The organism is Xanthomonas axonopodis (assembly GCF_001304695.1).
Lineage (GTDB): Bacteria > Pseudomonadota > Gammaproteobacteria > Xanthomonadales > Xanthomonadaceae > Xanthomonas > Xanthomonas axonopodis.
Window position 1 is genome coordinate 1 of record NZ_JFAQ01000119.1, and the last position, 20,011, is coordinate 20,011.

Sequence of the window (20,011 nt, forward strand, 5' to 3'; positions counted from 1 at the left end):
TCGATGCCCACGACCCGGCGTAGCGCGGTGCTGTCCAGCAACGCCTCCTCGCAGGCCAGGGCGCCCAGATTGAACCACTGCTGGACGAAGTCCATCCGCAGCAGCCGCTCCAAGGCAACTGGATGGCGACCTTTGCCGGCCCTGGGATAGTGCGGGGCGATCACCGCGCACAGTGCCATCCACGGCACCAGCGTCTCCATCCGTGCCAGGAACACATCGCGCCGCGTCGGGCGACGGTACTGTTCAAACCCGTTGCCCTGGTCAGCTGACATTGCCAAGGTCCGCTGCTTCATCGGCTTGCACCACCATCGCTGCGAAGCACTTATCCTCGCATCTTTGGAACTTGATCAGCGTTGCCTTAGAGTTTCTTTCACAAGGTGCAGCCCCAGAGAGCCGGACTCTCGCTCACCATCGTCTCGTACCAATTCAACTTCATAGCGCAAAAACGTGGAAGTTGCTTTAGCACGACGTCCAAAGTCGTCGACCACATTTACAGGCACGATCATTTCTACTGCAAGCGAAAGGCGCTCCGATCTGAACTCGCCGTTCGTCCAAAAAATATCGAGCGGGTCAGTAGAATCCGACTCTCTAACCTCGAGCGCAGCCTCAACAATCGACTTATCGGCTAACAATGATAAAAACTTTATTGAATCAAATATATTCGACTTTCCAACACCATTCAATCCGGCAATACAATTGAAAGGCCCGAAATTCACTGAGAATCCCAAGAGGTTTTTAAAGCAATTCACTTCGAGCCGTGTCAACATTTAATTTCATCCGTCTACATTAGCGACACAATAGTCCAACTTAGCCCATCCCACCATTGACGCCAATGACCTGGCCATTGATGTAACCGGCCGCTTCCGAGCACAGAAAGGCGACCAGCACGGCCACTTCATCGGGCTTGCCGACGCGGCCGGCCGGCACCAATTGCTTGATCACCTCCGGCGCAAAACTGTCGCCGACCATGTCGCTTTCGATCACGCCCGGCGCGACCACATTCACTGCGATGCCGCGGCTGGCCATTTCGCGCGAGAGCGATTTGCTGGCGCCGTGCAACGCCGCCTTGGCGGCGGCGTAGTTGGTCTGCCCCCGATGACCCAACACGGCCGCCACCGACGACACGCTGACGATGCGGCCCCAACGCGTGCGCGCCATCGGCAGCAGCAAGGGCTGGGTGACGTTGAAAAAACCGTGCAGCGATACGTCGATAACGCGGTGCCACTGCTCGGCATTCATGCCTGCCATCGGCGCGTCGTCATGAATGCCCGCATTGTTGACCACGATCTGAATCGGGCCAGCTTCCAGCAAACTCTCCAGCGCCTCCGCACTTGCCTGCGCGTCGGCCACATCGAAGGCCACTGCCTGTGCGCTACCGCCATCGGCCACGATCGCGGCAACCACCTCGTCCGCACGCGCCAGATTGCGGTTGGCGTGCACGATGACATGCCGGCCCTGCGCAGCCAGGTGGCGGCAGATCGCACCGCCAAGATCGCCGCTGCCGCCGGTGACCAGTGCGCGGCGTTGTGGAATGGATGTGCTCATGGAAGTCTCGATGAAACCGCGGCGGAAAGAGCGTTATCCTAACGACTGGCAGCAAGCGCAGGAATAGATCGACCGCATTTCGATCGCCATATTCCGCAGGAGCGCGCTGGGCGTTAGCTGTAACGCTTCATCGCGTGCAAGCGCGATCCTGTATCTGGACCAGGAAACACGGCAAGCAGATCGTCTGCGCTGCCATGCGCAAGTTGCTGCATCTGGTCTGCGGCGTCCTCAAATCAGCCACTGCGTTTGACCCGCAGAGAGCCCTTTTCGGATGACGCGCAAGACGGTATTCAAGGAACCTAGGTGGCCCGCGCCGCAACCAGCATCACGGTGGCGCGGCCTTTGGCAAGCAATTGGTCTTGATGAGTCAGGCGAAAGCTGTATTGCTGGCTGTCGTCGGCCTGCATCAGCACCTGTGCCTCGCAGTCGATGGCAGCTGGAAGGTCGTCCAGATAGGCCAGATGCAGCTCCACGCCCCGCAGGGCGACCAGCATGCCCAGGCGCGCTGGCTGGCTGGGATCCTGCCCAAGCAACCCGCCATGCACGGCCATGGCCTGCGCGCCGTATTCGCACAAATGCAGCGCGCGCAAACGCCCGCTGCTACGCAACGGATGCGCATCGCTGCGATGCGCGTGACTGCGCAGCACAATGCGCTTTGCATCCCACTGGATCACTTCTTCCCACAGGCACATGCTGCCCTGGTGCGGAATCAGCGCGGCAAGTGCGTTACGTCCCTGCATGCGGTTCTCCGTTCGCGGTGCGTTCCAGCGCCGGTTCGCGCGACACCAGCAAGGCCAGAATGAAATTGAACAATACCCCCAGCGCCACCGTGCTGCCGATGGCACGCAAGACCGGGATACTGGAAGCAGCCAACAGCGCAAACACCAGCAGCGTCATCAGGCTGCAGACGATCAACGCATGCAGCGTACGCAGCTGGTCGGCGTGATCGTCGCCGGCATGATCGAAGAACAGCGCGTAATCCAGGCCCAGACCGGCGGCCAGGATCAGCGCGATCAAATGGAACAGATTGAGCTCCACCCCGGTGCCGCGCAGGATCGCCAGGATCAGTACCGTGGTCAGCGCCATCGGCAGCAGCACCCGCACGATGCGGCGCGGGCTACGCAATGCAATCGCCACGGTCACCGCCAGCAGCAATGCGGCAAGGACCAGCGCACCGAGCACGCGCCCGCGGTAGGCAGCCACCAGCGATTCGGAGGCGTCCTTCAGATCCAGCAATTGCGCACCGCTGCCTTGCACGGCGGCCGCCAACACCGCCGGATCGCGCAGGCCGGTCAACGACACCAGCGCGGTGCTGCGGTCGCCACGGCCGAGCAGCAATCCACCGACCGAGGTCGCCAGCGGCGAGCCGATCAGATCCTTCGGCAGCAGCGGTACGGCACGCTTGGCAGCGTCCAGATCCTGCACGAACGGCGCAAACGCATCGCTGCGGAACGGCGTGGTGGCCACGGCACGCTCGGTCAACGCGCGCGCCTGTGCGGCGTCGGGCAATGCTACCTGTCGCGCACGCTGGGTCTTGGCACTGGGCAGATAGCGTGCCGCCATGTCGTAACCGAGCAACGCACCATCGCGCACCAATGCATCCAGGCGCGGGCGCAACTGCTCGCTGGCCTGCAACGCCGCCTCATCGCTGGCTGCCGGCAGTGCCAGCACGTAACGCACATCCGGCGCGCCCAGTTCCTGACGCAGATGGGTGTCCTGCGCCAATGCCTTGGGCGGCACCGGCGTCAGCTTCGACAGATCGTTCTGCCAGAATTGCCCCGGCGCGAACACGATCACCGCCATGCCGATCACGGCCATCACCGCCAGGCTGACGCGTGGCCGCGGCAGGCGCGCAATGCCACGCCACAGCACCGCCAGCAGGCGCGAGTCCGCGTAATCGCGCGGGGCCGGATCGATCAAGGCCGGCAACAGCCAGCGCGTGGTGACCGCAGCGGTGGCCAGGCCGGCGATGGTGAACACCGCCAGCTGGCGCAAGCCGTCTACGCCGGAAAACAGGAAGGTCACATAGGCAATGCAGGTGGAGACCACGCCGGTGGCCAATGTCGGCCACAGATGCCGTGCGTTCTCGCGCGGATCCAGACCCGGGCGCTGATGGCTGAACAGGTGGATCGGGTAATCCTGCACCACACCGATCAGCGTGAAGCCGAATGCCACGGTGATGCCATGCACGCCGTCGAACAGCAGCGCCACCGCACCCAGGCCGGCCAGACCGGCGCTGGCCAGCGGCAACACGCCAAGCACCGGAATCTTCCAGCTGCGGTAGGCCACCAGCAGCAACACCACCAGGCCCACCGTATCCAGCGTGCCGATCCACTGCGCCTCGCCCTGCGTGCGCGCAGTGATTTCCACGGCGAATGCGCCCGGCCCGGTCAGCGTCAGCCGGGTGGCGGTGCCTTTGCTGACCTTCGCGAACGCCGCTTGCACGGCGTCGTAGGCCAGCTGCTGGCCGGTGGGGTCGAAGCCGGCCGCGCGGGTCTGCACGATCAACAGCGCCGAAGTGCCGGCACGATCGAACCACACGTCATTGCGCGTCTGCGGCATCGCTGCCGGCTGCAGGGTTTCGGCCAGATGCAGGATTTCCATCGTGGGGTCGCGCGGCAACAACGGCTCCACCATGGCCGCCGCCGGCGAGCCGAGATCCTGCACGCGCGCCTGCAACGCAGCTTCCAGCGTCGGCGCATCCAGCGGCGTGTTGTCGAAGCTGTCGCTGAGCAGATAGCGGTACGGCAGCAAGCGCCTGGGAATCGCCTCCAACCCGGCATTGCCGCCATTGCTGACCAGTTCGAACAGCTCTGGCTGCGTGGACAGCGCTTTTTGCAATTGCTGCGACTGCTCGGCCAAGGTGACCGGATCGTTGTTGGACAACGCCATCAGCAGCAGCCGTGATCCAGGGCCTTCGCCGAGTTCTTCGATCAACAGTTTCTGCGCCGGCGTGCGCGGGGCGGGCATGAACTTGCGCAGATCGCCGGTGACCTTGAGCGTTTCGCTCAACCAGAATCCGGCCACCGCCAGCAAGGCCAGCCACAACAGCGCCAGGCCGATGCGGCGGTTCGCGTTCAATTCAAGCGCCATGGGGTGCATGTCCTGCGGCAGCGGCCGAACGCCCACCGGCCGCGCGCGCGGCATCGGGCGCTATCGGCGATGTGCGCTTTTCAGCTGGCAATGCCGTGATGTTTCTGGAGACGACCGGCGCAACCATCCAGCGCGCGGTCACGCGCCCGAACCGTGGCAGAGCGTGGTCAGGGCGGCGGCATCGGTCACGCCGGCCGCCGCGCGCGCGGCACCGCCCAGCAGCGTGCGCTGCATGTCGCCCTTGGCGGGCACGCTTTCGATACACCGCAGTTCGTCGTTGCGTCCGTACAGGCGCAACGCATGCACCTGCTTGGCCACGGCAGCGTCCTTGGGCTGCAGCGTCAGCTGCCAGGCCTGCAGTTGGCCCTGCCCACTGACACTGTAGTGCTGTTCCAGCAGCGCGCGATCGCCAGCCAGCAACGCGCCGAAACCGGACTTCAAGCCGGCCAGTTCGGGCACGCGGCTCAACGAGAAGCGGCGTTGCGATTTGCCTTCGCGTTCCAGCACGCCTTCGTCGCCGGTCAGCGTGGTGGTTTCGCGATATGGCGCACTGACTTCGCGCACCAGCGTCTGCGCGTCCGGGCGACGGTAGTGGCCCTCCACGCGCAACGGCGTCTTCAGCAAAGCCGAACCGCGCAGTTCGACGAATTCGGTGCTGACCGGTGCGGGGCGCGCCAGGCGCTGCAGCACCTGCCCGACGTCCAGCGTCTCAGGCGGTGCGGCGCATAGCGGTGCGGCGCTGAACAGCAGTATCAGCATCCACGGCAGGGTGCGGCACATCGACATGGTGGGTGTTCCAGAAATCGTAGAAGTTGAACCAGTTGTACGGCGCGTAGCAGGTGTAATGTTCCAGCCTGGCAGCGTAATCGCGCATGAGTACCGCAAGCACCGGGGCGCGCTGACGGCGCGGCACGTCCAGGCCTTCGCTGAAGGTTTCGAACGCCAGCTCGTAGTGATTGCCGCCGTGATACAGGCCGAACGCCAGCACCACCGGCACCTTGAGCGCAGCGGCGATCAGCCACGGCGAGGTCGGGAACATCGCATTGCGGCCAAGGAACATCGCCGGCAGCGCCGGGTCGCCTTCGCGCGGGCGGTCGATCAGCAGTGCCACCAGCGCACCGGCATCGGTGGCTTCCTTGATCGCCATGACGATCGAGGTCGCGTCCATGCCGGCGTCGATGATGTTGGCGGCCAGCTGCGGGTTGAGCGCGCCCAGCAGATCGGTCATGGCGCGGTTGTGCGCCTTGTCGAGCACCACCTTGACCTGCACGTCCGGGCGCTCGGTGGCCAGCACGCGCAGCGCATCGAAGCTGCCCAGGTGCGAACCGAAGATCAGCACGCCGCGGCCGCGATCCATTTGCGTGTGCAGTTGATCCAGGCCGGTGATGTCCACGCGGAAGCGCTGCATCTGCCCGCACAGCATGTACACCCGGTCCAGGATGGTCGAGGCGAAGGTATGGATGTGCCGCGCCACGTCGCGCAGCGTGGCCGGGCGGCCCAGCACCCGCGCCAGGTAGGCACGCGAGGCGGCGCGCTCGGGTGCACGCACCAGCAGGAAGTACAGCGTGATCGGATACAGCAGCGCGCGCCCCACGGCGCGCCCGGCGTGCCGTGCAATGCCGCGGATCAGCCACAACGCAAAGCGCCCGCCACCTTCCGGACGCTGCTTCCAGTGCTTGCTCATGCCGCCGCCTCCGCCACCAGTTCGCCACTGACCAGCAACGCGCCGTCGCGTTGCACGCGAAAGCGCCAGCGCGGGCCATCGCCCTCCAGCGTGACCGAGGCGGTCTGGCCGGGCAGCAAGGGCTGCACGAACTTCACCTGCGGCAGGCGCATGGCCGCGCGCGGGCCATGCAGCGCTTCCACCGCCTGCAGCACATGGTCGAGCACGACCACGCCAGGCACCACGGGACGGCCCGGGAAATGTCCGGGCAGGCAGGGATGATCATGCGGCACAACGAAATCCATAAGCGCAAAACTCAGATCCTGGGTTGAAGCATTGCAGCCACGGCCTTGTGTGCCTGCTCGGTCAATTGTTGGCGATCCGGCGCATCCGGCCCGGTCACCGCGATCGGCGCACCGATCCGCACGCGGATGATGCCCGGTCTCACCCTGAACAGGCCATCGACCGGCAAAACCTTGCCGCAGCCATCCAGCGCCACCGGAACCACCTGCACGCCAGCATCGATAGCGGCCTGCAGTAGCCCGGCCTTGAATGGCAATAATGCGCCGGTACGGCTACGCGTGCCTTCGGGAAACAGACACAACTGTTTGCCTTCGCGCAGCAGTGCGGCGGCCTGGCGCCGCACCAGGGCCCCTGCCCTGCGGCTGTCGCGGTCCAGAAACAGCATGCCGGCAGCACGCGCATACCAGTTCACTAACGGCACCTTGCGCATTTCCTGCTTGAGCAAAAAGCGCAGCGGCACCGGCAAGGCATGGAACAGCGCACAGATGTCGATGATCGACTGGTGGTTGCTCACGAACAGATAGTTCTTGGACCAATCCACCCGCTCGCGCCCTTCCACGATGACGGTGGCGCCCGCACCACGGAACAGCACCGGCGACCACATCCAGCTGCCCATGCGCAGCAGACGGTCGGCATCGCGGGTGATCGCCAGCACGACCAATGCATAGACGATGCCGCCAGCGGTAAAGGCCAGCGCGAACGCCAATTGCAACAGGTTGAACACAGCCCACGCCAGGCGCGACGGCATCCTTGCCAACGGCATTTTTGTCTTGTCCCCGAAAATATGCACGTCCGTCGCTGCCCCAGGCCACGCACTCAGCGCAGCAGATCGCGCCAGAAATCCGGCCCGAGCCGCGCCATCTGACGCAAGAAGTCTGGCAGACTACGATAGGGGCGCAGTGGAAACCAGCGACCCCGCAATAGATATTCCCCAACGAAGAAGCCGCCAATCACGCCATAGGCAAGCAGATTGGCGAACAACGAGGCGCGCGCGTCGCTGATCGGCAGCGGCGAGGCATGACCCAGCTGCGCGAGCACGCCGCTGGGCTCGGCGCACAGACCCAACACCAGATTGGCCAGGGTCAGGCCGCACAGCAGCACGGCCCAGGCCAGCGTGAGGCGGCGCGTGTAGCGGCATTGTTCGGGCGTGATCAGCATGCCGGCCTGGCCGTACAGACCCTCGACGATGCGCGTGATCAGCGGCGTGCGTCCGGCCCGCAGGCTGCGCCCGAAGAACCAGGCTACCCAACCGGTGAACACCACCGGCGGCGCCGCCAGCACCAACAGCGCATACGGCGAATGCCACAGCGCGCCCAGCCCGGCAAGCAGCAACAGGGCCAACGGCCAGGCCCAGGGCCGGCGTGCAACCATCGGTTCGATCAGTACCATCAGCACCAGCAAACCACCGGCGATGACGGCCAGCTCCGGGCGGTGACTGGCATTGGCCCAATGCGCCAACGGCGAATACGCCACCGCAAGCAGAACGCCCAGCCCCAGCACCCACGCGGGTGCGTCGGGGGAAGGCGAGGTCGGCGGATCAGACGGTCTTGTTGGCTTGAACATGCGCCGACAGTGCGCGCAGCGACGCGAAGATGCGACGGTTTTCGTCGTTGTCAGAGCGCAACTGGAAGCAGTAGCGCTTGCTGATCGCCAGCGCCAGTTCCAGTGCGTCGATCGAGTCCAACCCCAGCCCGGTATTGAACAACGGCGCCTCCGGATCGATGTCGGCGGGTTGGACGTCTTCCAGGTTCAGACTTTCGACCAGGAGTTCGGCCAGTTCACGTTCGGCAGCGGTTTGCGAGGACATCCAGGATTTCCACAGGTCAGGGTCGGGCAACAAGAGTGAGAACAAGCAAGAGCAGCGCGGGCGTCCATCGGCATGCATGAGCGTCGCGTCGGCCGTAGTGTACGTTGCCGCCGCTGCCAATCCGAGCATCTGCCGCGCGGCTGGCCGGTGCCTGCACCTGCTGCCGGTCGTTTTTCACAGATGAATCGGCGCTCCGCAAGCTGGGCGGCCCGCTGGTCAGGCTATCATGACTGCATGATGCTCGCCCGCCGCAGGTTCGTTCCAGGATGACTTCCACCGCTGTTCGCCACACCCCGACCGCCATGCCGGCAGCCGGGCCGGCTCCCGGACCGGAGTGTCCGGATGTCCTGATCGTCGGCGGCGGCCCGGCTGGCTGCACCGCGGCCATCGCACTTGCCGAGCTCGGTTGGTCCGTGACCCTGCTCGAGAAGGCGCAGCACCCGCGCTTTCATATCGGCGAATCCTTGCTGCCGATGAACATGCCGATTCTTGAACGCCTGGACGTGCTGGAAGACGTGCGCGCCATCGGCATGCTGAAGCGTGGGACGGATTTTCCCAACGACAGCGGCGGCTACAACACGTTCCGTTTTTCGCACGCGCTCGATGCCAAGGCCGATTTCGCCTTCCAGGTGCCGCGTGCACAATTCGACCACGTGCTGTTCCAGCGTGCGCGTGCGGTGGGCGTGGACGCACGCGAGCAGGTCTGCGTGGAGCAAGTCCTATTCGAGGGCGAACAACCCATGCTGCAGGCACGCACGGCAGATGGTGGCGTGCAGCAGTTCCGCCCGCGCTACCTGCTCGATGCCAGCGGCCGCGACACCTTTCTGGGCAACCGCCTCAAGCTCAAACGCGCCAATGCAAAGCATCAGTCGGCCGCGGTGTTCAGCCATTTCCGCGGCGTGACACGACGCCCGGGCGAGGATGCCGGCAACATCAGCATCTACCGGCATGCGCACGGCTGGATGTGGCTGATTCCGCTGCCGGACGACATCATGAGCGTGGGCGCGGTCTGCTACCCGGACTACATGAAGACCCGCAAGGGCGACAGCGAGGGCTTCTTGATGCGCACGCTGGCGCTCAGTGCCGAGCTCAACGCACGCATGCTAGGCGCCGAGCGCGTGGCGCCGGTGCATGCCACCGGCAATTACGCCTACGAATGCACGCGCATGTCCGGGCCACGCTGGTTGATGCTGGGCGATGCCTACACCTTCGTCGACCCGATGTTTTCCTCTGGCGTGTTCCTGGCCATGCACAGCGCCGAACGTGGCGCAGCGATGGTGGATGCCGCACTGCGCGCACCGCAATCGGAGGCGAAACTGCAGCGCGCCCTACAACGCGAACTGACGCGCGGCGTGGATGAATTCAAGTGGTTCATCTACCGCTTCACCTCGCCCACCATGCGCGCCTTGTTCGCGCACCCGCAAAACACCTGGCAGGTGGAACAGGCGGTGGTCGCGATGCTGGCCGGCGATGTGTTCGATGCCCCAAAGGTCCGCATCCGCCTGCGCGCCTTTCGCGCCCTGTACGCATTCACCACCTTGTCGATGATGCCGCGCGCCTGGCAGTCGTGGCGCCATCGCCGACGTCAGGCCAAGCTCGGCTTCGACGGCGACACCTTGCAACGCGACACGCAACAACGAGACGCCCAATGATCGCTTCCCATGCTCAGACCGCGCACGCCGTGCGCCATCCCCGGCTGCAGGTCGACTATGTCGACCAGACCGACCCTGCCATGCTGCTGACCGACCCGCAGGTGCTGGCGGTGTTCGGCTTCGGCGATGCGGCGCCGCGCCTGCACGACCCGCGCTATCTGCGCGTGCCGCTGCAGCCGTACCAGGCCAGCGTGCTGGAAGTGTGGCGCACCGATGCGCCGGTGCGCAGCGGCCGCGATGGCAACATCGCCTGGTCCAGCGACGGGCATTTGCAGTTCGGCGTGATCGAGATCGACGAGCAGAATGTGGATATCGAAGAAGCCGCCGCCAGGGCGTATGTGGAAATCACCGCCTTCGTCAGCAACGGCCAGACGCCGCGGTTGCTGCGGATCTGGAACTACCTCGACGCCATCACCCTGGGCAGCGGCGACCGCGAACGTTACCGGCAGTTCTGCGTGGGCCGTGCACGCGGCTTGGGCGCATTCGACACCGCGCAGTTGCCGGCCGCCACCGCCGTAGGCCGTTGCGATGCCGAGCGCATCATCCAGATCTACTGGCTGGCGGCCGCCAATACCGGCACGCCGTTGGAAAACCCGCGCCAGGTCAGTGCCTACCATTACCCGCGCCAGTACGGCCCGCAGCCGCCCAGTTTTGCCCGTGCCATGCTGCCGCCGGCCGGCAGCGACATGCCGCTGCTGCTGTCAGGCACCGCTGCGGTGGTGGGCCACGCCTCGATGCACACCGGCCAATTGCTGGCGCAGCTGGAAGAAACCTTCGCCAACTTCGACGCCCTGCTCGGCGCCGCGCGTCAGCATGCGCCTGCGTTACCCGCGCAATTTGGCGCCGGCACGCGCCTGAAAATCTATGTGCGCGAACGCGACGACCTGCCCAAGGTTGCGCAGGCACTGGATGCCCGCTTCGGCGATGCGGTCCCGCGCCTGCTGCTGCACGCGGTGATCTGCCGCGATGAGCTGGCGGTAGAAATCGATGGGGTGCATGGGTAACGTCATTTGCCGCGAAGACCATCTGCGGCAATGGATTGAGCAGCGCCAACCGACGGCGCGATGCGGGCTGAGGTGACGCAGGCATCCTGCGCCGCGCATCTCTACCCTCGCATTGGAGGCGCTAGGCGGTTGCCCATAAACGCCGGCACACCACTGCCACCACACATTGGCCTCCCACGACTGCGCGGATGCCGACCATCGAGGTGGCAACGCTGTGTGGCCTGCGTTGACCACGCCTGCCAGCGCGTTTCGCGCTGTGTCTGTAGACATTCATCACCACGCTGACTGTCACGCCCATGCGGCCTGGCTGCTGCGCGCACGCAGTTGGTCACGCTCAGCCGTTGAGCAGTCCCAGCACCACATCGCGCGGCAACTTGCCGGTTTCGTTGCGTGGCAATGCGGCGACCTTGCGCAGGCGGCGCGGCAGGAACACCGGGTCCACGCTGACGCGTAGAGCGGCCAGCACCTGGGCTTCGTCGAGGGTGGGGGCGACCACCAGCGCAGCGATGCGGCCGACCGCCTGGCCGGGCTCGGGGGCGAGCTGCACGATGGTCCCGTCGATGACTCCGGGAATGGCGAGCAAGCGCCGGGTGAGATCGGCTAGCGATGCGCGTTTTCCTGCGATTTCCAGCAGGTCGGCCTGGCGGCCGCGCACCTGGAAGCGGCCGTCGTCGGCCACGTCCATCATGTCGGCCAGCAGCACCGGCGTGGCCAGATGCGGCGCATGCACCAAGGTGCCTGCAGCCTGGATTTCCAGGCGCACGCCGGGCAAGGGCGTCCACGCCGCTTCCAGCGCCGTGCGGCGTACGGCGAACACGCAGGTTTCGGTGGAGCCGAACATCTCGCGCACCTCACCGCCGAACCGCGCTTCGGCGGCAGCAGCGATCTCCGATGCGAGCGGCGCGGTGGCCGACACGATGCCGGCCAGCGGCGGCAGCGCCACGCCGGATTCGACCAACGCACGCAGATGCACGGGCGTGGTCACCAAGACACGCGGCGCGGGGATATCGGCCAACGCACGCGCCACATCGTCCGGAAAGAACGGGCGCCCTGCGTGCACCGCCAACGTGGTCACCATCGGCAGCAGCACCGACAACTCCATGCCGTACATGTGCTGCGGTGGCACCGTGGCGACCACGTGCGGGACGGCATCGGTGTGCGCCCACAGGCTTTGCAGCGCGACCAGATCCTGGCGCGTGCTGGTCAAAAAGCTGCCCCATGTCTTGGGATTGGGTTGCGGACTGCCGGTGCTGCCGGAGGTGAAACCGATCGCCACCAGTGCATCGTCGGCCAGCTGCGGAATCGGGCCCTGGGCCTGCGGCAACTCGGCCGGCAGCTGCCAATACCGCGGCGGCGCCAGCTCCAGCGTCAAATCGCCCAGACAATACGCATCGGCGTGACGCGCCTGCACTTCGCCCACCACCGCCGACGCGCGCGAAGACGGCAGCAGCGAGACCTGCCCGCGCAGCGCACACGCATAGAACGCCACCATGAAACGATAGCGGTCTTCGCACAGATTCACCGCATGGCTGCCCTCGGGCAGCTGCTGCGCCAGGCCGTGCACGTGTGCGATGAAGGTCGCCAGATCGATCGACTGCCCCGCGCGCCAGGCCAGCGGCCGGTCGGGCGCACCAACAGCCATCGGGTGGGACATAGCGGGAGCAGGCAGGCTGGACATGGAAACCGATGGTCGCAAAAGCGCGCTAGCTTGGCCGCCACCCGCGCCGCTGGCAAGTCAGGGGATTTCCTCTACGACACGCGAAGTTGATCGCCGCCCGTGTGTGGCATGTGGGTGGCCGGGCCAGTTGGGTGTACGGCGTGCGCCGTGTGCGGCATGGCAGATCATCATCTCTGCGCTCGGCGAGTCCTCGCCAATGTGTGGTTGCGCTGGGCGTTGCGATACGCCGGCAGGCTGCAGGTGTGGATGGCAGTCGTGCGGCGCCTGTGCGCAGAAGCTTTTCCAGGCGAGATCTTTGTCGCGATCGTCTGCGCGTTTGCCAGTCGCGCGCGCGGCGCTACCAGTGCCGTGGAGATGAAGGGTTCATGTTCGCTGCCGTGTCGCGCATCGCTGATGCCGCGCATCGCTCTCATCTGCCACTGCATGCTTGCGCAGCGCTGGATCATGGTCGCGCCTGCTCCTCGCGCTGGCGGATGTTGCCAGGTCATGCCTGCAGCCACGCACGCATGACCTGTGGCCCAAGCGTGGCGCAAAGGCGAACTGCTAGGCTTGCGCGCGCTCCTTTGCGTCCAGCCGTGTCCGATGCCTAGATTGTTGCCGTTGACCCTTCTGCTGCTGGCCACCGCTGCGCATGCGCAGTCTGCCGCCCCGCTCACCATCGAACAGGCGATGGCCGACCCGGACTGGATCGGGCCGCCGGTGGATCAGGCCTGGTGGCAATGGGACGGCAAACAGGTGCAATACCTGCTCAAGCGCGATGGCAGCCCGGTGCGCGACACCTATCGCCAGAGCACCGGCGGCGGCACTGCCGAACGTGTGACCGACATCGCGCGCGCCGGCCTGGATGCGGCAAATCCCAGTTACGACGCCACACGTCAGCGCATGCTGTTCGCACGTAACGGCGATATCTTCCTGCGCGATCTGCGTACAGGCGCACTCACCCAGCTGACCCGCAGCAACGAGATCGAATCGCGTCCGCAGTTCGCCAGCGACGGCGGTGCGATCTGGCGCGCGGGCAACAACTGGTACCACTGGCGTGCCGATGGCGGCACCGCGCAGGTGGCGGTGGTCAAGGCCGAGCGCGACCCCAATGCCGCGCCCAAGGCCGATGTGCTGCGCGAGCAGCAACTGGCGACGCTGGCCACCTTGCGCCGCGACAAGGAGCAACGCGACGCGCTGCGCGCGCAGGAAGACGCCTGGCGCCTGGCGCCGCGCCGATGCCACGCGTGCGGCAGCGCCGGTGTATCTGGGCGATGAGGTGGAGATTGTCGACAGCGCCTTGTCGCCGGACGGCCGCCATCTGCTGGTGGTCACCCAGGCCAAGAGCGCTGACGAAGGCCAGGCCGGCAAGATGCCCAGATACGTGACCGAATCCGGTTACGAAGAATTCCAGGAAGTGCGTACCCGTGTCGGTCGCAACGCACCGGCAGCGCATGCGCTGTGGCTGGTGGATGTCGGCGCGGGCACGGCCAAATCGCTGTCGTTCGATCCGCTCCCCGGCATCGCCACCGACCCGCTGGCGGCCTTGCGCAAGGCCGCCAAGCGCGACCCGCTCAAGGGCAACCGCGCGGTGCGCGTGGAAAGCGATGGCGACGGCAGCGGGCCGGCCGTGCACTGGAGCGATGACGGCCGCAACGTGGCGGTGGAAATTCGCGCGGTGGACAACAAGGACCGCTGGATCGCCAGCGTGGACCTGGACAACGCCAGGCTGCAGCCGCGTCACCGTTTGAGCGATAGCGCGTGGATCAACTGGGAGTTCAACGATTTCGGCTGGCTGCCAGACAACCGCACGCTGTGGCTGCTGTCGGAAGAATCCGGCTATTCGCAGCTGTATACCGTCGATGGCAACGGCAAGCCGCGCCAGCGCACGCGCGGCAAGTGGGAAGTGTCGATGCCGGTGTCCAGCGCCGATGGCAGCGGCATGTTCTTCCTGTGCAACCAGAAATGGCCGGGCGATTACGAAGTCTGCAAGCTCGATCTGCGCAACGATCAGCTCACCGAAATCACTGCGTTGAACGGCGTGGAAGGCTTCAGCCTGTCGCCCAACGGGCAGCAGTTGCTGGTGCGCTACTCCCGCAGCTATCTGCCGACCCAACTGGCCGTGGTGCCGGCCACAGGCGGCCAGACCACCGTGCTCACCGACACCCGCACGCCTGCCTTCAAGGCGCAGCCGTGGATTGCACCGCAGTACGTGCAAATCCCGTCCAAACACGGCGCCGGCACGGTCTGGGGCAAGTATTACGGGCCCAAGACGCCCGAGCAGGGCAAGCAGTATCCGATCGTGATGTTCGTGCACGGCGCCGGGTATCTGCAGAATGTCTCCGAACGCTACACCCCGTATTTCCGCGAGCAGATGTTCCACAACCTGCTGGTGCAGCAGGGCTATATCGTGCTGGACCTGGACTATCGCGCCTCCGAAGGCTACGGCCGCGATTGGCGCACGGCGATCTATCGCAACATGGGCCACCCCGAGCTGGAGGATTATCTGGATGGCCTGGACTGGCTGGTCGCCACCAAGCAGGGCGATCGCGCACGCGCCGGCATCTATGGCGGCTCGTACGGCGGCTTCATGACCTACATGGCGTTGTTCCGCAGCCCTGGCACGTTCAAGGCCGGGGCGGCGCTGCGCCCGGTCGGCGACTGGATGCAGTACAACCACGAGTACACCTCCAACATCCTCAACACGCCCGAGCTCGATCCGGAGGCCTACAAGACGTCCTCGCCGATCAACTACGCCGAGGGGTTGCGCGACCATCTGCTGATCGCGCACGGCATGATCGACGACAACGTGTTCTTCAAGGACTCGGTCGACATGACCCAGAAGTTGATGGAGCTGCACAAGGACAACTGGGAGGTAGCGCCGTACCCGCTGGAACGCCACGGCTTTACGCGCGTCGATTCGTGGCTGGACGAGTACAAGCGCATCCTCAAGCTGTTCAACGAGCAGGTGAAGCCCTAAACCCGTTGAAACTGCGCGTGCCGCCAGTGGACGGAAGCGGACGACACGCGCAGGGCTCGGGTGTTGCGCGTATTGCACGCAGACGCCGGAGTGAGGCTATCTCGCAGTCACGATCGCCCTAACCCACTGCGCAGAACGCTACCGATCCGGCCATCCGCAGCGACGACTCTGCGATCTGGATCAACAACGCAGCACGTGCGCAAGCAACCCAACACCGGCGCGTCGGTTGCCTCGCACTCACCTGTTGCTACGCCGGTGGCTCTAAGCTTGGCGCAGGACCGGCAAGTTGCCATCGCTGCGCGCGTGCTGCTCATCGGTCCGCCGCATGACCGGTGCGCCGCCGGCATGATCGCGCTTCCACTCACCAAGGGCGCAGGGAAGGGAGAAGCGATGGGCCTGTGGGACTGTTTGTTTGGACGCAAGAGCACTGCGGTAAACACGCCGCGCACAGAACCGACGGCAGCGTCTGTCGCTGCCGCAGATGCGTCGGAGTCGGCGGCCGAGATCGATCCCGCACTGCAGCCGGCACTGAGCGCGTTTCAGCGCCGGGACCATGTCGACGCCTACAACGCTGCGCAAGCGCAGCTGCACGTTGGTGCGGATGCGCAGCGCCTGTGCGCGCTGTCGTTGAGCGCGCTGGACCGCTATCGCGAAGCCTACCCGCACTGGCTGGCGCTGTACGAGCTGGAGCCCAGCGCACACAACGCACTGCAGCTGGCAACCACCTCGGTGATGTGCCACGAGATCGCGCAGGGCGAGCAGTGGCTGCTGGCCTTCGACGATCTCAACGCGCAGGAGCGGTCCACCTCGCCCGCGACCGCACGTACCAGCTTCCTGACCGCGCTCACCCGCGCCGGCCACGGGGCCCACACGCTGCCGCATCTGGAATGGTTGCGCGAGGCATACGCTGGCATGTCCATTACCGACAGCCACTTCCTGTACGTGCGCGGGCTACCGTTTTTTGAAGCCTTTCTCGAGCGCAGCACGCCGCTGTTGCGCCAATGCCTGCCGGCCGACGCAGTACCTGAGTGGTACGCGCAACTGCAACCGGCGCTGGATGCCCCCGGCCAGGCGATGGTGGCTGCCCACATCGCATCACTGCAATGAGCACCGTCCAGCCCGCATCGGCGCGGCAGCGTGGTGGCTTCGTCACTGCGTTGGCGTGGGTTTCCCTGTTGCTGGGGGTGGTCAGCGTGCTGGCCAATCTGGTGCAGATCGCCATGATCGCACTGACGCCAGATGCGGCATCGCTAGGCCTGCCCGAAGGCATCACCCTCCCCCACTCCTGGCAATGGCTGATCGATCACGCGCTGTCGTTATCCGTCGCCGGCGTGGTGCTCTCGGCTGCCTTCTGCTGGTTGAGTTGGGCGCTGCTGCAGCGGCGCGAGTGGGCACGGATCGGCTTCGTGGCGGTGTTGCTGGTGACCGGACTGCTCAATTTCGGCGGACTGGCGTTGATCGGGCCATTGTTCGACGGTGTGCAAACGCTAGTGCCCGCCGACGTGCTGCAAAGCCCGCAATGGCCGCAGATGCAGGCGCGTTTGCAGGCCACCCAGCAGATGGCACTGGTCCTCACCGGCCTGGGCGCGCTGGTGATCGGCTGCGTCCACGCAGCATTGGCATGGCGGCTGTGCACCCCCGCTGTCCGCGCAGAGTTTTCGCAACCTTGGTGACTTGGGAGCGTGCAAGGGCGCTGCAGCCTGCAGCAGACTAGCTGCCTTGCAACGTAATACGCCTCGCTCGCCCGTTGCGCATCAAAAACTGAGAGCTTGCGTGTGCGGTTGCCTGGCTATCTTCAAGCCAGGTCGGATGTGCGGGCCCTCACCGCTCGCGACACACGCCGTGACCCAGCCTTGCGGCGAGGACACTGCACCAGCACATTGGTCAGCAGTTTATGAAGTAGCTCTTAAAACGGAAACCTCGCTGTAGAACAAGCGAGTGTCGCCGGTCGGTTGCACTGGCATACGACCGTCTCGACTGGTCCTTGCCCGCTCACCGTCGCGGGACTCTTGGCGGCATGGATGCCGCCACGGAAGTTACAGGGACGTACTTGCAGCGTGTCCGGCGATGGTGGGCGGGCAAGGGCCCTGCAGCAAGCGCGAAGACCTTGAGGGAGCGGCGCCCTCGCCAGACAGTTTGCCGGTGCTCTTGATTGAGAAACGAAAACACCACCTCGCACGGTTGGCTGATTGTTGGTTGCCGCGCTGAAACTCTGTGCACCAACCAACTCGACTGGTCATTGCCCAGCAGCGATCACTGTGCCGTTATCCCCGCATCGCACTGCGACAAACGGGCGCGCTTGCGCGGGATGCACCACGCGGAGTGCACGGCTTAGAATTGGGGCATGAACGAATTCGACCGTGTACGCGATTATCTAACCGACCTGCAGGACCGGATCTGCGCCGCTGTGGAAGCTGCCGACGGCAAGGCACGCTTTGCCGAGGATGTTTGGAAGCGCGAGGAGGGCGGCGGTGGCCGTACCCGCATCCTGCGCGACGGTGCGGTGTTCGAGCAGGCCGGCATCGGTTTTTCGGACGTGTCCGGTACGCGCCTGCCGTCGTCGGCCAGTGCGCACCGGCCCGAGCTTGCCGGTGCGACCTGGCGTGCATGCGGCGTCTCGCTGGTGTTTCATCCGCACAATCCGTATATCCCGACCACGCACATGAACGTGCGCTACTTCCGCGCCGATCGCGATGGCGAAGTCGTGGCCGCCTGGTTTGGCGGTGGCTTCGACCTGACCCCGTTCTATCCCTTCGATGAAGACGTGCAGCACTGGCACCGCGTTGCGCAGGCGCTGTGCGCGCCGTTCGGCGAGGAGCGCTATGCCGCGCACAAGCGCTGGTGCGACGAGTACTTCTTCCTGCGTCACCGCAACGAAACTCGCGGCGTCGGCGGGCTGTTCTTCGATGACCTGGGCCAGGACTTCGAGCGCGATTTTGCCTACCAGCAGGCAGTGGGCAATGGCTTTCTGGAGGCCTATATGCCGCTCGTGCAGCGCCGCAAGGACGCGCCGTTTGGCGAGCGCGAGCGCGAGTTCCAGCTGTACCGCCGCGGACGCTACGTGGAGTTCAACCTGGTCTACGACCGCGGCACCCTGTTCGGATTGCAGAGCGGCGGGCGCGCCGAGAGCATCCTGATGAGCCTGCCGCCGCGAGTGCGTTGGGAATACGGCTACACCGCCGAACCCGGCAGCGCCGAAGCGCGGTTGTTGGACTACCTGGTGCCGCGCGACTGGCTGGGCTGACCACCCCACCCTGTGCATCCGAAGGCGCTGAAATCTGTTCCCGTGTGGGGATTGGCTTCAGCGCCTTTCTTCATTGGATCATTCACGCATATTCACGCAGTCAGATTCCCTCACATACACCCGAATTACAGACATGAAACGCTGTGTTGATTGATCGCGTTCAGCGCCCCTGTTTAAACTTGCGATTGCGCATTGAGCAGACTGGTAATCTGCCGATACTAGGCAGTCTCAAGAGTGAAGTGCAACACGTGATTTGAATTCGAGAATTTCCTTCTCGAGGGCTGCGGCCGGCGTCATCCAGTTCAATGTCTTTCGCGGCCGCGCGTTCATCAGCTTGGCCACATGATTGATGTACTCCTGACTGGCCTGCGACAGATCCACGCCCTTGGGCAGGAATTGCCGCAGCAGGCCATTGGTATTCTCGTTGCTGCCGCGCTGCCACGGCGCATGCGGGTCGGCAAACCAGATGACGATGTTCAGCCGACGCGCCAGCTCCTGGTGGCAGGTCAGCTCGGTGCCAGGGTCATAGGTCAGGCTCTCGCGCAGGAACGCGGGCAGCTTCTTCATCTGCCGCGTGAAGCCTTCCAGCGCCGCTTCGGCCGTGCAGCCATCCATCCTGCACAACACGACGAACCGGGTCTTGCGCTCGACCAGCGTGCCCACGCAGGAGCGATTGAAGGTGCCCTTGATCAGATCGCCCTCCCAATGTCCGGGAGCCAAGTGTTGCTCCACGTGCTCTGGGCGATGCACGATGCGCAGCTCCTCCGGCACCCACGAGCGTTTTGCCGCGGTGGTGCTGCGCAGTCCGCGCGTCGGCTTGCCCTGGCGCAGCGCCTCCACCAGCGCCTTCTTCAGCCCACCGCGCGGGTGAGCATAGATGGCCCTGATTAGCCCCATCCCTCAGCCTCCAGTTGCAGGATCTGCGACGCTGCGGTTGGACAATGGCCCCAGCTGAAGGCAACGGAGGTGGGAGATGGGGATCAACATCGTGCAGTTTCCGCCGGGATTGTCGCGGACCGAGTGCGTGGATCGCTACGGAACTGAGGCCAAGTGTTACCGGGCG

At 65.1% G+C, this 20,011-nt stretch carries 17 protein-coding genes and 3 pseudogenes; 6 read left to right on the top strand and 14 right to left on the bottom strand.

Going from position 1 to position 20,011, the window contains the following annotated elements; translation table 11 throughout:
* From XAXN_RS11495 to xanC, 12 genes and pseudogenes are all read right to left on the bottom strand, one after another.
* Window positions 1–293 (bottom strand): transposase (locus XAXN_RS11495; protein ID WP_167694791.1); only part of this gene is annotated, 293 nt, incomplete at its 3' end.
* A gap of 54 nt (window positions 294–347) precedes the next feature.
* Window positions 348–767: an AAA family ATPase gene (locus XAXN_RS21320; protein WP_241148104.1), complete on the bottom strand. Its 420-nt coding sequence runs from the start codon at window positions 765–767 to the stop codon at window positions 348–350.
* Window positions 768–807: 40 nt separating this feature from the next.
* Window positions 808–1,545 carry a 3-oxoacyl-ACP reductase FabG gene (gene fabG / locus XAXN_RS11500; protein ID WP_054319644.1) on the bottom strand — a complete coding sequence of 246 codons (738 nt, stop codon included), beginning with the start codon at window positions 1,543–1,545 and terminating at the stop codon, window positions 808–810.
* A gap of 299 nt (window positions 1,546–1,844) precedes the next feature.
* A complete protein-coding gene (locus XAXN_RS11505; protein ID WP_054319645.1) occupies window positions 1,845–2,285 on the bottom strand; it encodes a hotdog family protein in 441 nt (146 codons plus the stop codon).
* Window positions 2,272–4,515 (bottom strand): MMPL family transporter, encoded by a 2,244-nt coding sequence (locus XAXN_RS11510; RefSeq protein WP_338133110.1) that lies wholly within the window; start codon window positions 4,513–4,515, stop codon window positions 2,272–2,274. The genes XAXN_RS11505 and XAXN_RS11510 overlap by 14 nt, the downstream gene beginning before the upstream one ends.
* Window positions 4,507–4,692, bottom strand: a pseudogene (locus XAXN_RS23670) (hypothetical protein); the annotation flags it as partial. The pseudogene XAXN_RS23670 and the gene XAXN_RS11510, both read right to left, overlap by 9 nt.
* A gap of 84 nt (window positions 4,693–4,776) precedes the next feature.
* Window positions 4,777–5,424 (bottom strand): LolA-related protein, encoded by a 648-nt coding sequence (locus XAXN_RS11515; protein ID WP_054319646.1) that lies wholly within the window; start codon window positions 5,422–5,424, stop codon window positions 4,777–4,779.
* Window positions 5,348–6,322 carry a lysophospholipid acyltransferase family protein gene (locus XAXN_RS11520; RefSeq protein WP_054319647.1) on the bottom strand — a complete coding sequence of 325 codons (975 nt, stop codon included), beginning with the start codon at window positions 6,320–6,322 and terminating at the stop codon, window positions 5,348–5,350. The genes XAXN_RS11515 and XAXN_RS11520 overlap by 77 nt, the downstream gene beginning before the upstream one ends.
* Window positions 6,319–6,606: an ApeI family dehydratase gene (locus XAXN_RS11525; RefSeq protein ID WP_042824180.1), complete on the bottom strand. Its 288-nt coding sequence runs from the start codon at window positions 6,604–6,606 to the stop codon at window positions 6,319–6,321. The genes XAXN_RS11520 and XAXN_RS11525 overlap by 4 nt, the downstream gene beginning before the upstream one ends.
* Before the next feature lie 11 nt (window positions 6,607–6,617).
* A complete protein-coding gene (locus XAXN_RS11530) occupies window positions 6,618–7,367 on the bottom strand; it encodes a lysophospholipid acyltransferase family protein (protein WP_054319648.1) in 750 nt (249 codons plus the stop codon).
* A 53-nt stretch (window positions 7,368–7,420) separates the two neighbouring features.
* Complete coding sequence (locus XAXN_RS11535) at window positions 7,421–8,104, bottom strand: COG4648 family protein (protein WP_164514225.1); 684 nt, start codon at window positions 8,102–8,104, stop codon at window positions 7,421–7,423.
* Between the two features lie 37 nt (window positions 8,105–8,141).
* Window positions 8,142–8,411, bottom strand: coding sequence for a xanthomonadin biosynthesis acyl carrier protein XanC (xanC, locus tag XAXN_RS11540; protein WP_054319650.1), 270 nt, complete (start codon window positions 8,409–8,411; stop codon window positions 8,142–8,144).
* 302 nt (window positions 8,412–8,713) lie between these two features.
* On the opposite strand from xanC, the gene XAXN_RS11545 reads away from it, so the two are divergent.
* Both XAXN_RS11545 and XAXN_RS11550 read left to right on the top strand, forming a co-directional pair.
* On the top strand, window positions 8,714–10,063 hold the full coding sequence (locus XAXN_RS11545) for an NAD(P)/FAD-dependent oxidoreductase (RefSeq protein WP_054319651.1): 1,350 nt from the start codon (window positions 8,714–8,716) through the stop codon (window positions 10,061–10,063).
* Window positions 10,060–11,067 (top strand): chorismate transformation FkbO/Hyg5 family protein, encoded by a 1,008-nt coding sequence (locus tag XAXN_RS11550; protein ID WP_042824184.1) that lies wholly within the window; start codon window positions 10,060–10,062, stop codon window positions 11,065–11,067. The genes XAXN_RS11545 and XAXN_RS11550 overlap by 4 nt, the downstream gene beginning before the upstream one ends.
* A gap of 334 nt (window positions 11,068–11,401) precedes the next feature.
* On the opposite strand, the gene XAXN_RS11555 is transcribed toward XAXN_RS11550, so the two are convergent.
* Window positions 11,402–12,745, bottom strand: coding sequence for an AMP-binding protein (locus tag XAXN_RS11555; protein ID WP_042823204.1), 1,344 nt, complete (start codon window positions 12,743–12,745; stop codon window positions 11,402–11,404).
* Window positions 12,746–13,336: 591 nt separating this feature from the next.
* Between XAXN_RS11555 and XAXN_RS11560 the strand changes: the two are divergent.
* From XAXN_RS11560 to hemF, 4 genes and pseudogenes are all read left to right on the top strand, one after another.
* Window positions 13,337–15,704, top strand: a pseudogene (locus tag XAXN_RS11560) (S9 family peptidase).
* Between the two features lie 267 nt (window positions 15,705–15,971).
* Window positions 15,972–16,811 carry an SH3 domain-containing protein gene (locus tag XAXN_RS11565; protein ID WP_174515472.1) on the top strand — a complete coding sequence of 280 codons (840 nt, stop codon included), beginning with the start codon at window positions 15,972–15,974 and terminating at the stop codon, window positions 16,809–16,811.
* A complete protein-coding gene (locus tag XAXN_RS11570; protein ID WP_054319653.1) occupies window positions 16,808–17,377 on the top strand; it encodes a hypothetical protein in 570 nt (189 codons plus the stop codon). The genes XAXN_RS11565 and XAXN_RS11570 overlap by 4 nt, the downstream gene beginning before the upstream one ends.
* Window positions 17,378–18,048: 671 nt before the next feature.
* A complete protein-coding gene (hemF, locus tag XAXN_RS11575; RefSeq protein ID WP_042823198.1) occupies window positions 18,049–18,948 on the top strand; it encodes an oxygen-dependent coproporphyrinogen oxidase in 900 nt (299 codons plus the stop codon).
* Window positions 18,949–19,176: 228 nt separating this feature from the next.
* On the opposite strand, the pseudogene XAXN_RS11580 reads toward hemF, so the two are convergent.
* Window positions 19,177–19,830: pseudogene (locus tag XAXN_RS11580) on the bottom strand (IS30 family transposase); the annotation flags it as partial.
* Window positions 19,831–20,011 lie beyond the last annotated feature (181 nt).

What these genes read in the sequence shown, in the direction of transcription:
- XAXN_RS21320 (WP_241148104.1), bottom strand. Translation starts at nt 767, where the DNA reads ATGTTGACACGGCTCGAAGTGAATTGCTTTAAAAACCTCTTGGGATTC.
- fabG (WP_054319644.1), bottom strand. Translation starts at nt 1,545, where the DNA reads ATGAGCACATCCATTCCACAACGCCGCGCACTGGTCACCGGCGGCAGC.
- XAXN_RS11505 (WP_054319645.1), bottom strand. Translation starts at nt 2,285, where the DNA reads ATGCAGGGACGTAACGCACTTGCCGCGCTGATTCCGCACCAGGGCAGC.
- XAXN_RS11510 (WP_338133110.1), bottom strand. Translation starts at nt 4,515, where the DNA reads ATGCCCGCCCCGCGCACGCCGGCGCAGAAACTGTTGATCGAAGAACTC.
- XAXN_RS11515 (WP_054319646.1), bottom strand. Translation starts at nt 5,424, where the DNA reads ATGTCGATGTGCCGCACCCTGCCGTGGATGCTGATACTGCTGTTCAGC.
- XAXN_RS11520 (WP_054319647.1), bottom strand. Translation starts at nt 6,322, where the DNA reads ATGAGCAAGCACTGGAAGCAGCGTCCGGAAGGTGGCGGGCGCTTTGCG.
- XAXN_RS11525 (WP_042824180.1), bottom strand. Translation starts at nt 6,606, where the DNA reads ATGGATTTCGTTGTGCCGCATGATCATCCCTGCCTGCCCGGACATTTC.
- XAXN_RS11530 (WP_054319648.1), bottom strand. Translation starts at nt 7,367, where the DNA reads ATGCCGTTGGCAAGGATGCCGTCGCGCCTGGCGTGGGCTGTGTTCAAC.
- xanC (WP_054319650.1), bottom strand. Translation starts at nt 8,411, where the DNA reads ATGTCCTCGCAAACCGCTGCCGAACGTGAACTGGCCGAACTCCTGGTC.
- XAXN_RS11545 (WP_054319651.1), top strand. Translation starts at nt 8,714, where the DNA reads ATGCCGGCAGCCGGGCCGGCTCCCGGACCGGAGTGTCCGGATGTCCTG.
- XAXN_RS11550 (WP_042824184.1), top strand. Translation starts at nt 10,060, where the DNA reads ATGATCGCTTCCCATGCTCAGACCGCGCACGCCGTGCGCCATCCCCGG.
- XAXN_RS11555 (WP_042823204.1), bottom strand. Translation starts at nt 12,745, where the DNA reads ATGTCCAGCCTGCCTGCTCCCGCTATGTCCCACCCGATGGCTGTTGGT.
- XAXN_RS11570 (WP_054319653.1), top strand. Translation starts at nt 16,808, where the DNA reads ATGAGCACCGTCCAGCCCGCATCGGCGCGGCAGCGTGGTGGCTTCGTC.
- hemF (WP_042823198.1), top strand. Translation starts at nt 18,049, where the DNA reads ATGAACGAATTCGACCGTGTACGCGATTATCTAACCGACCTGCAGGAC.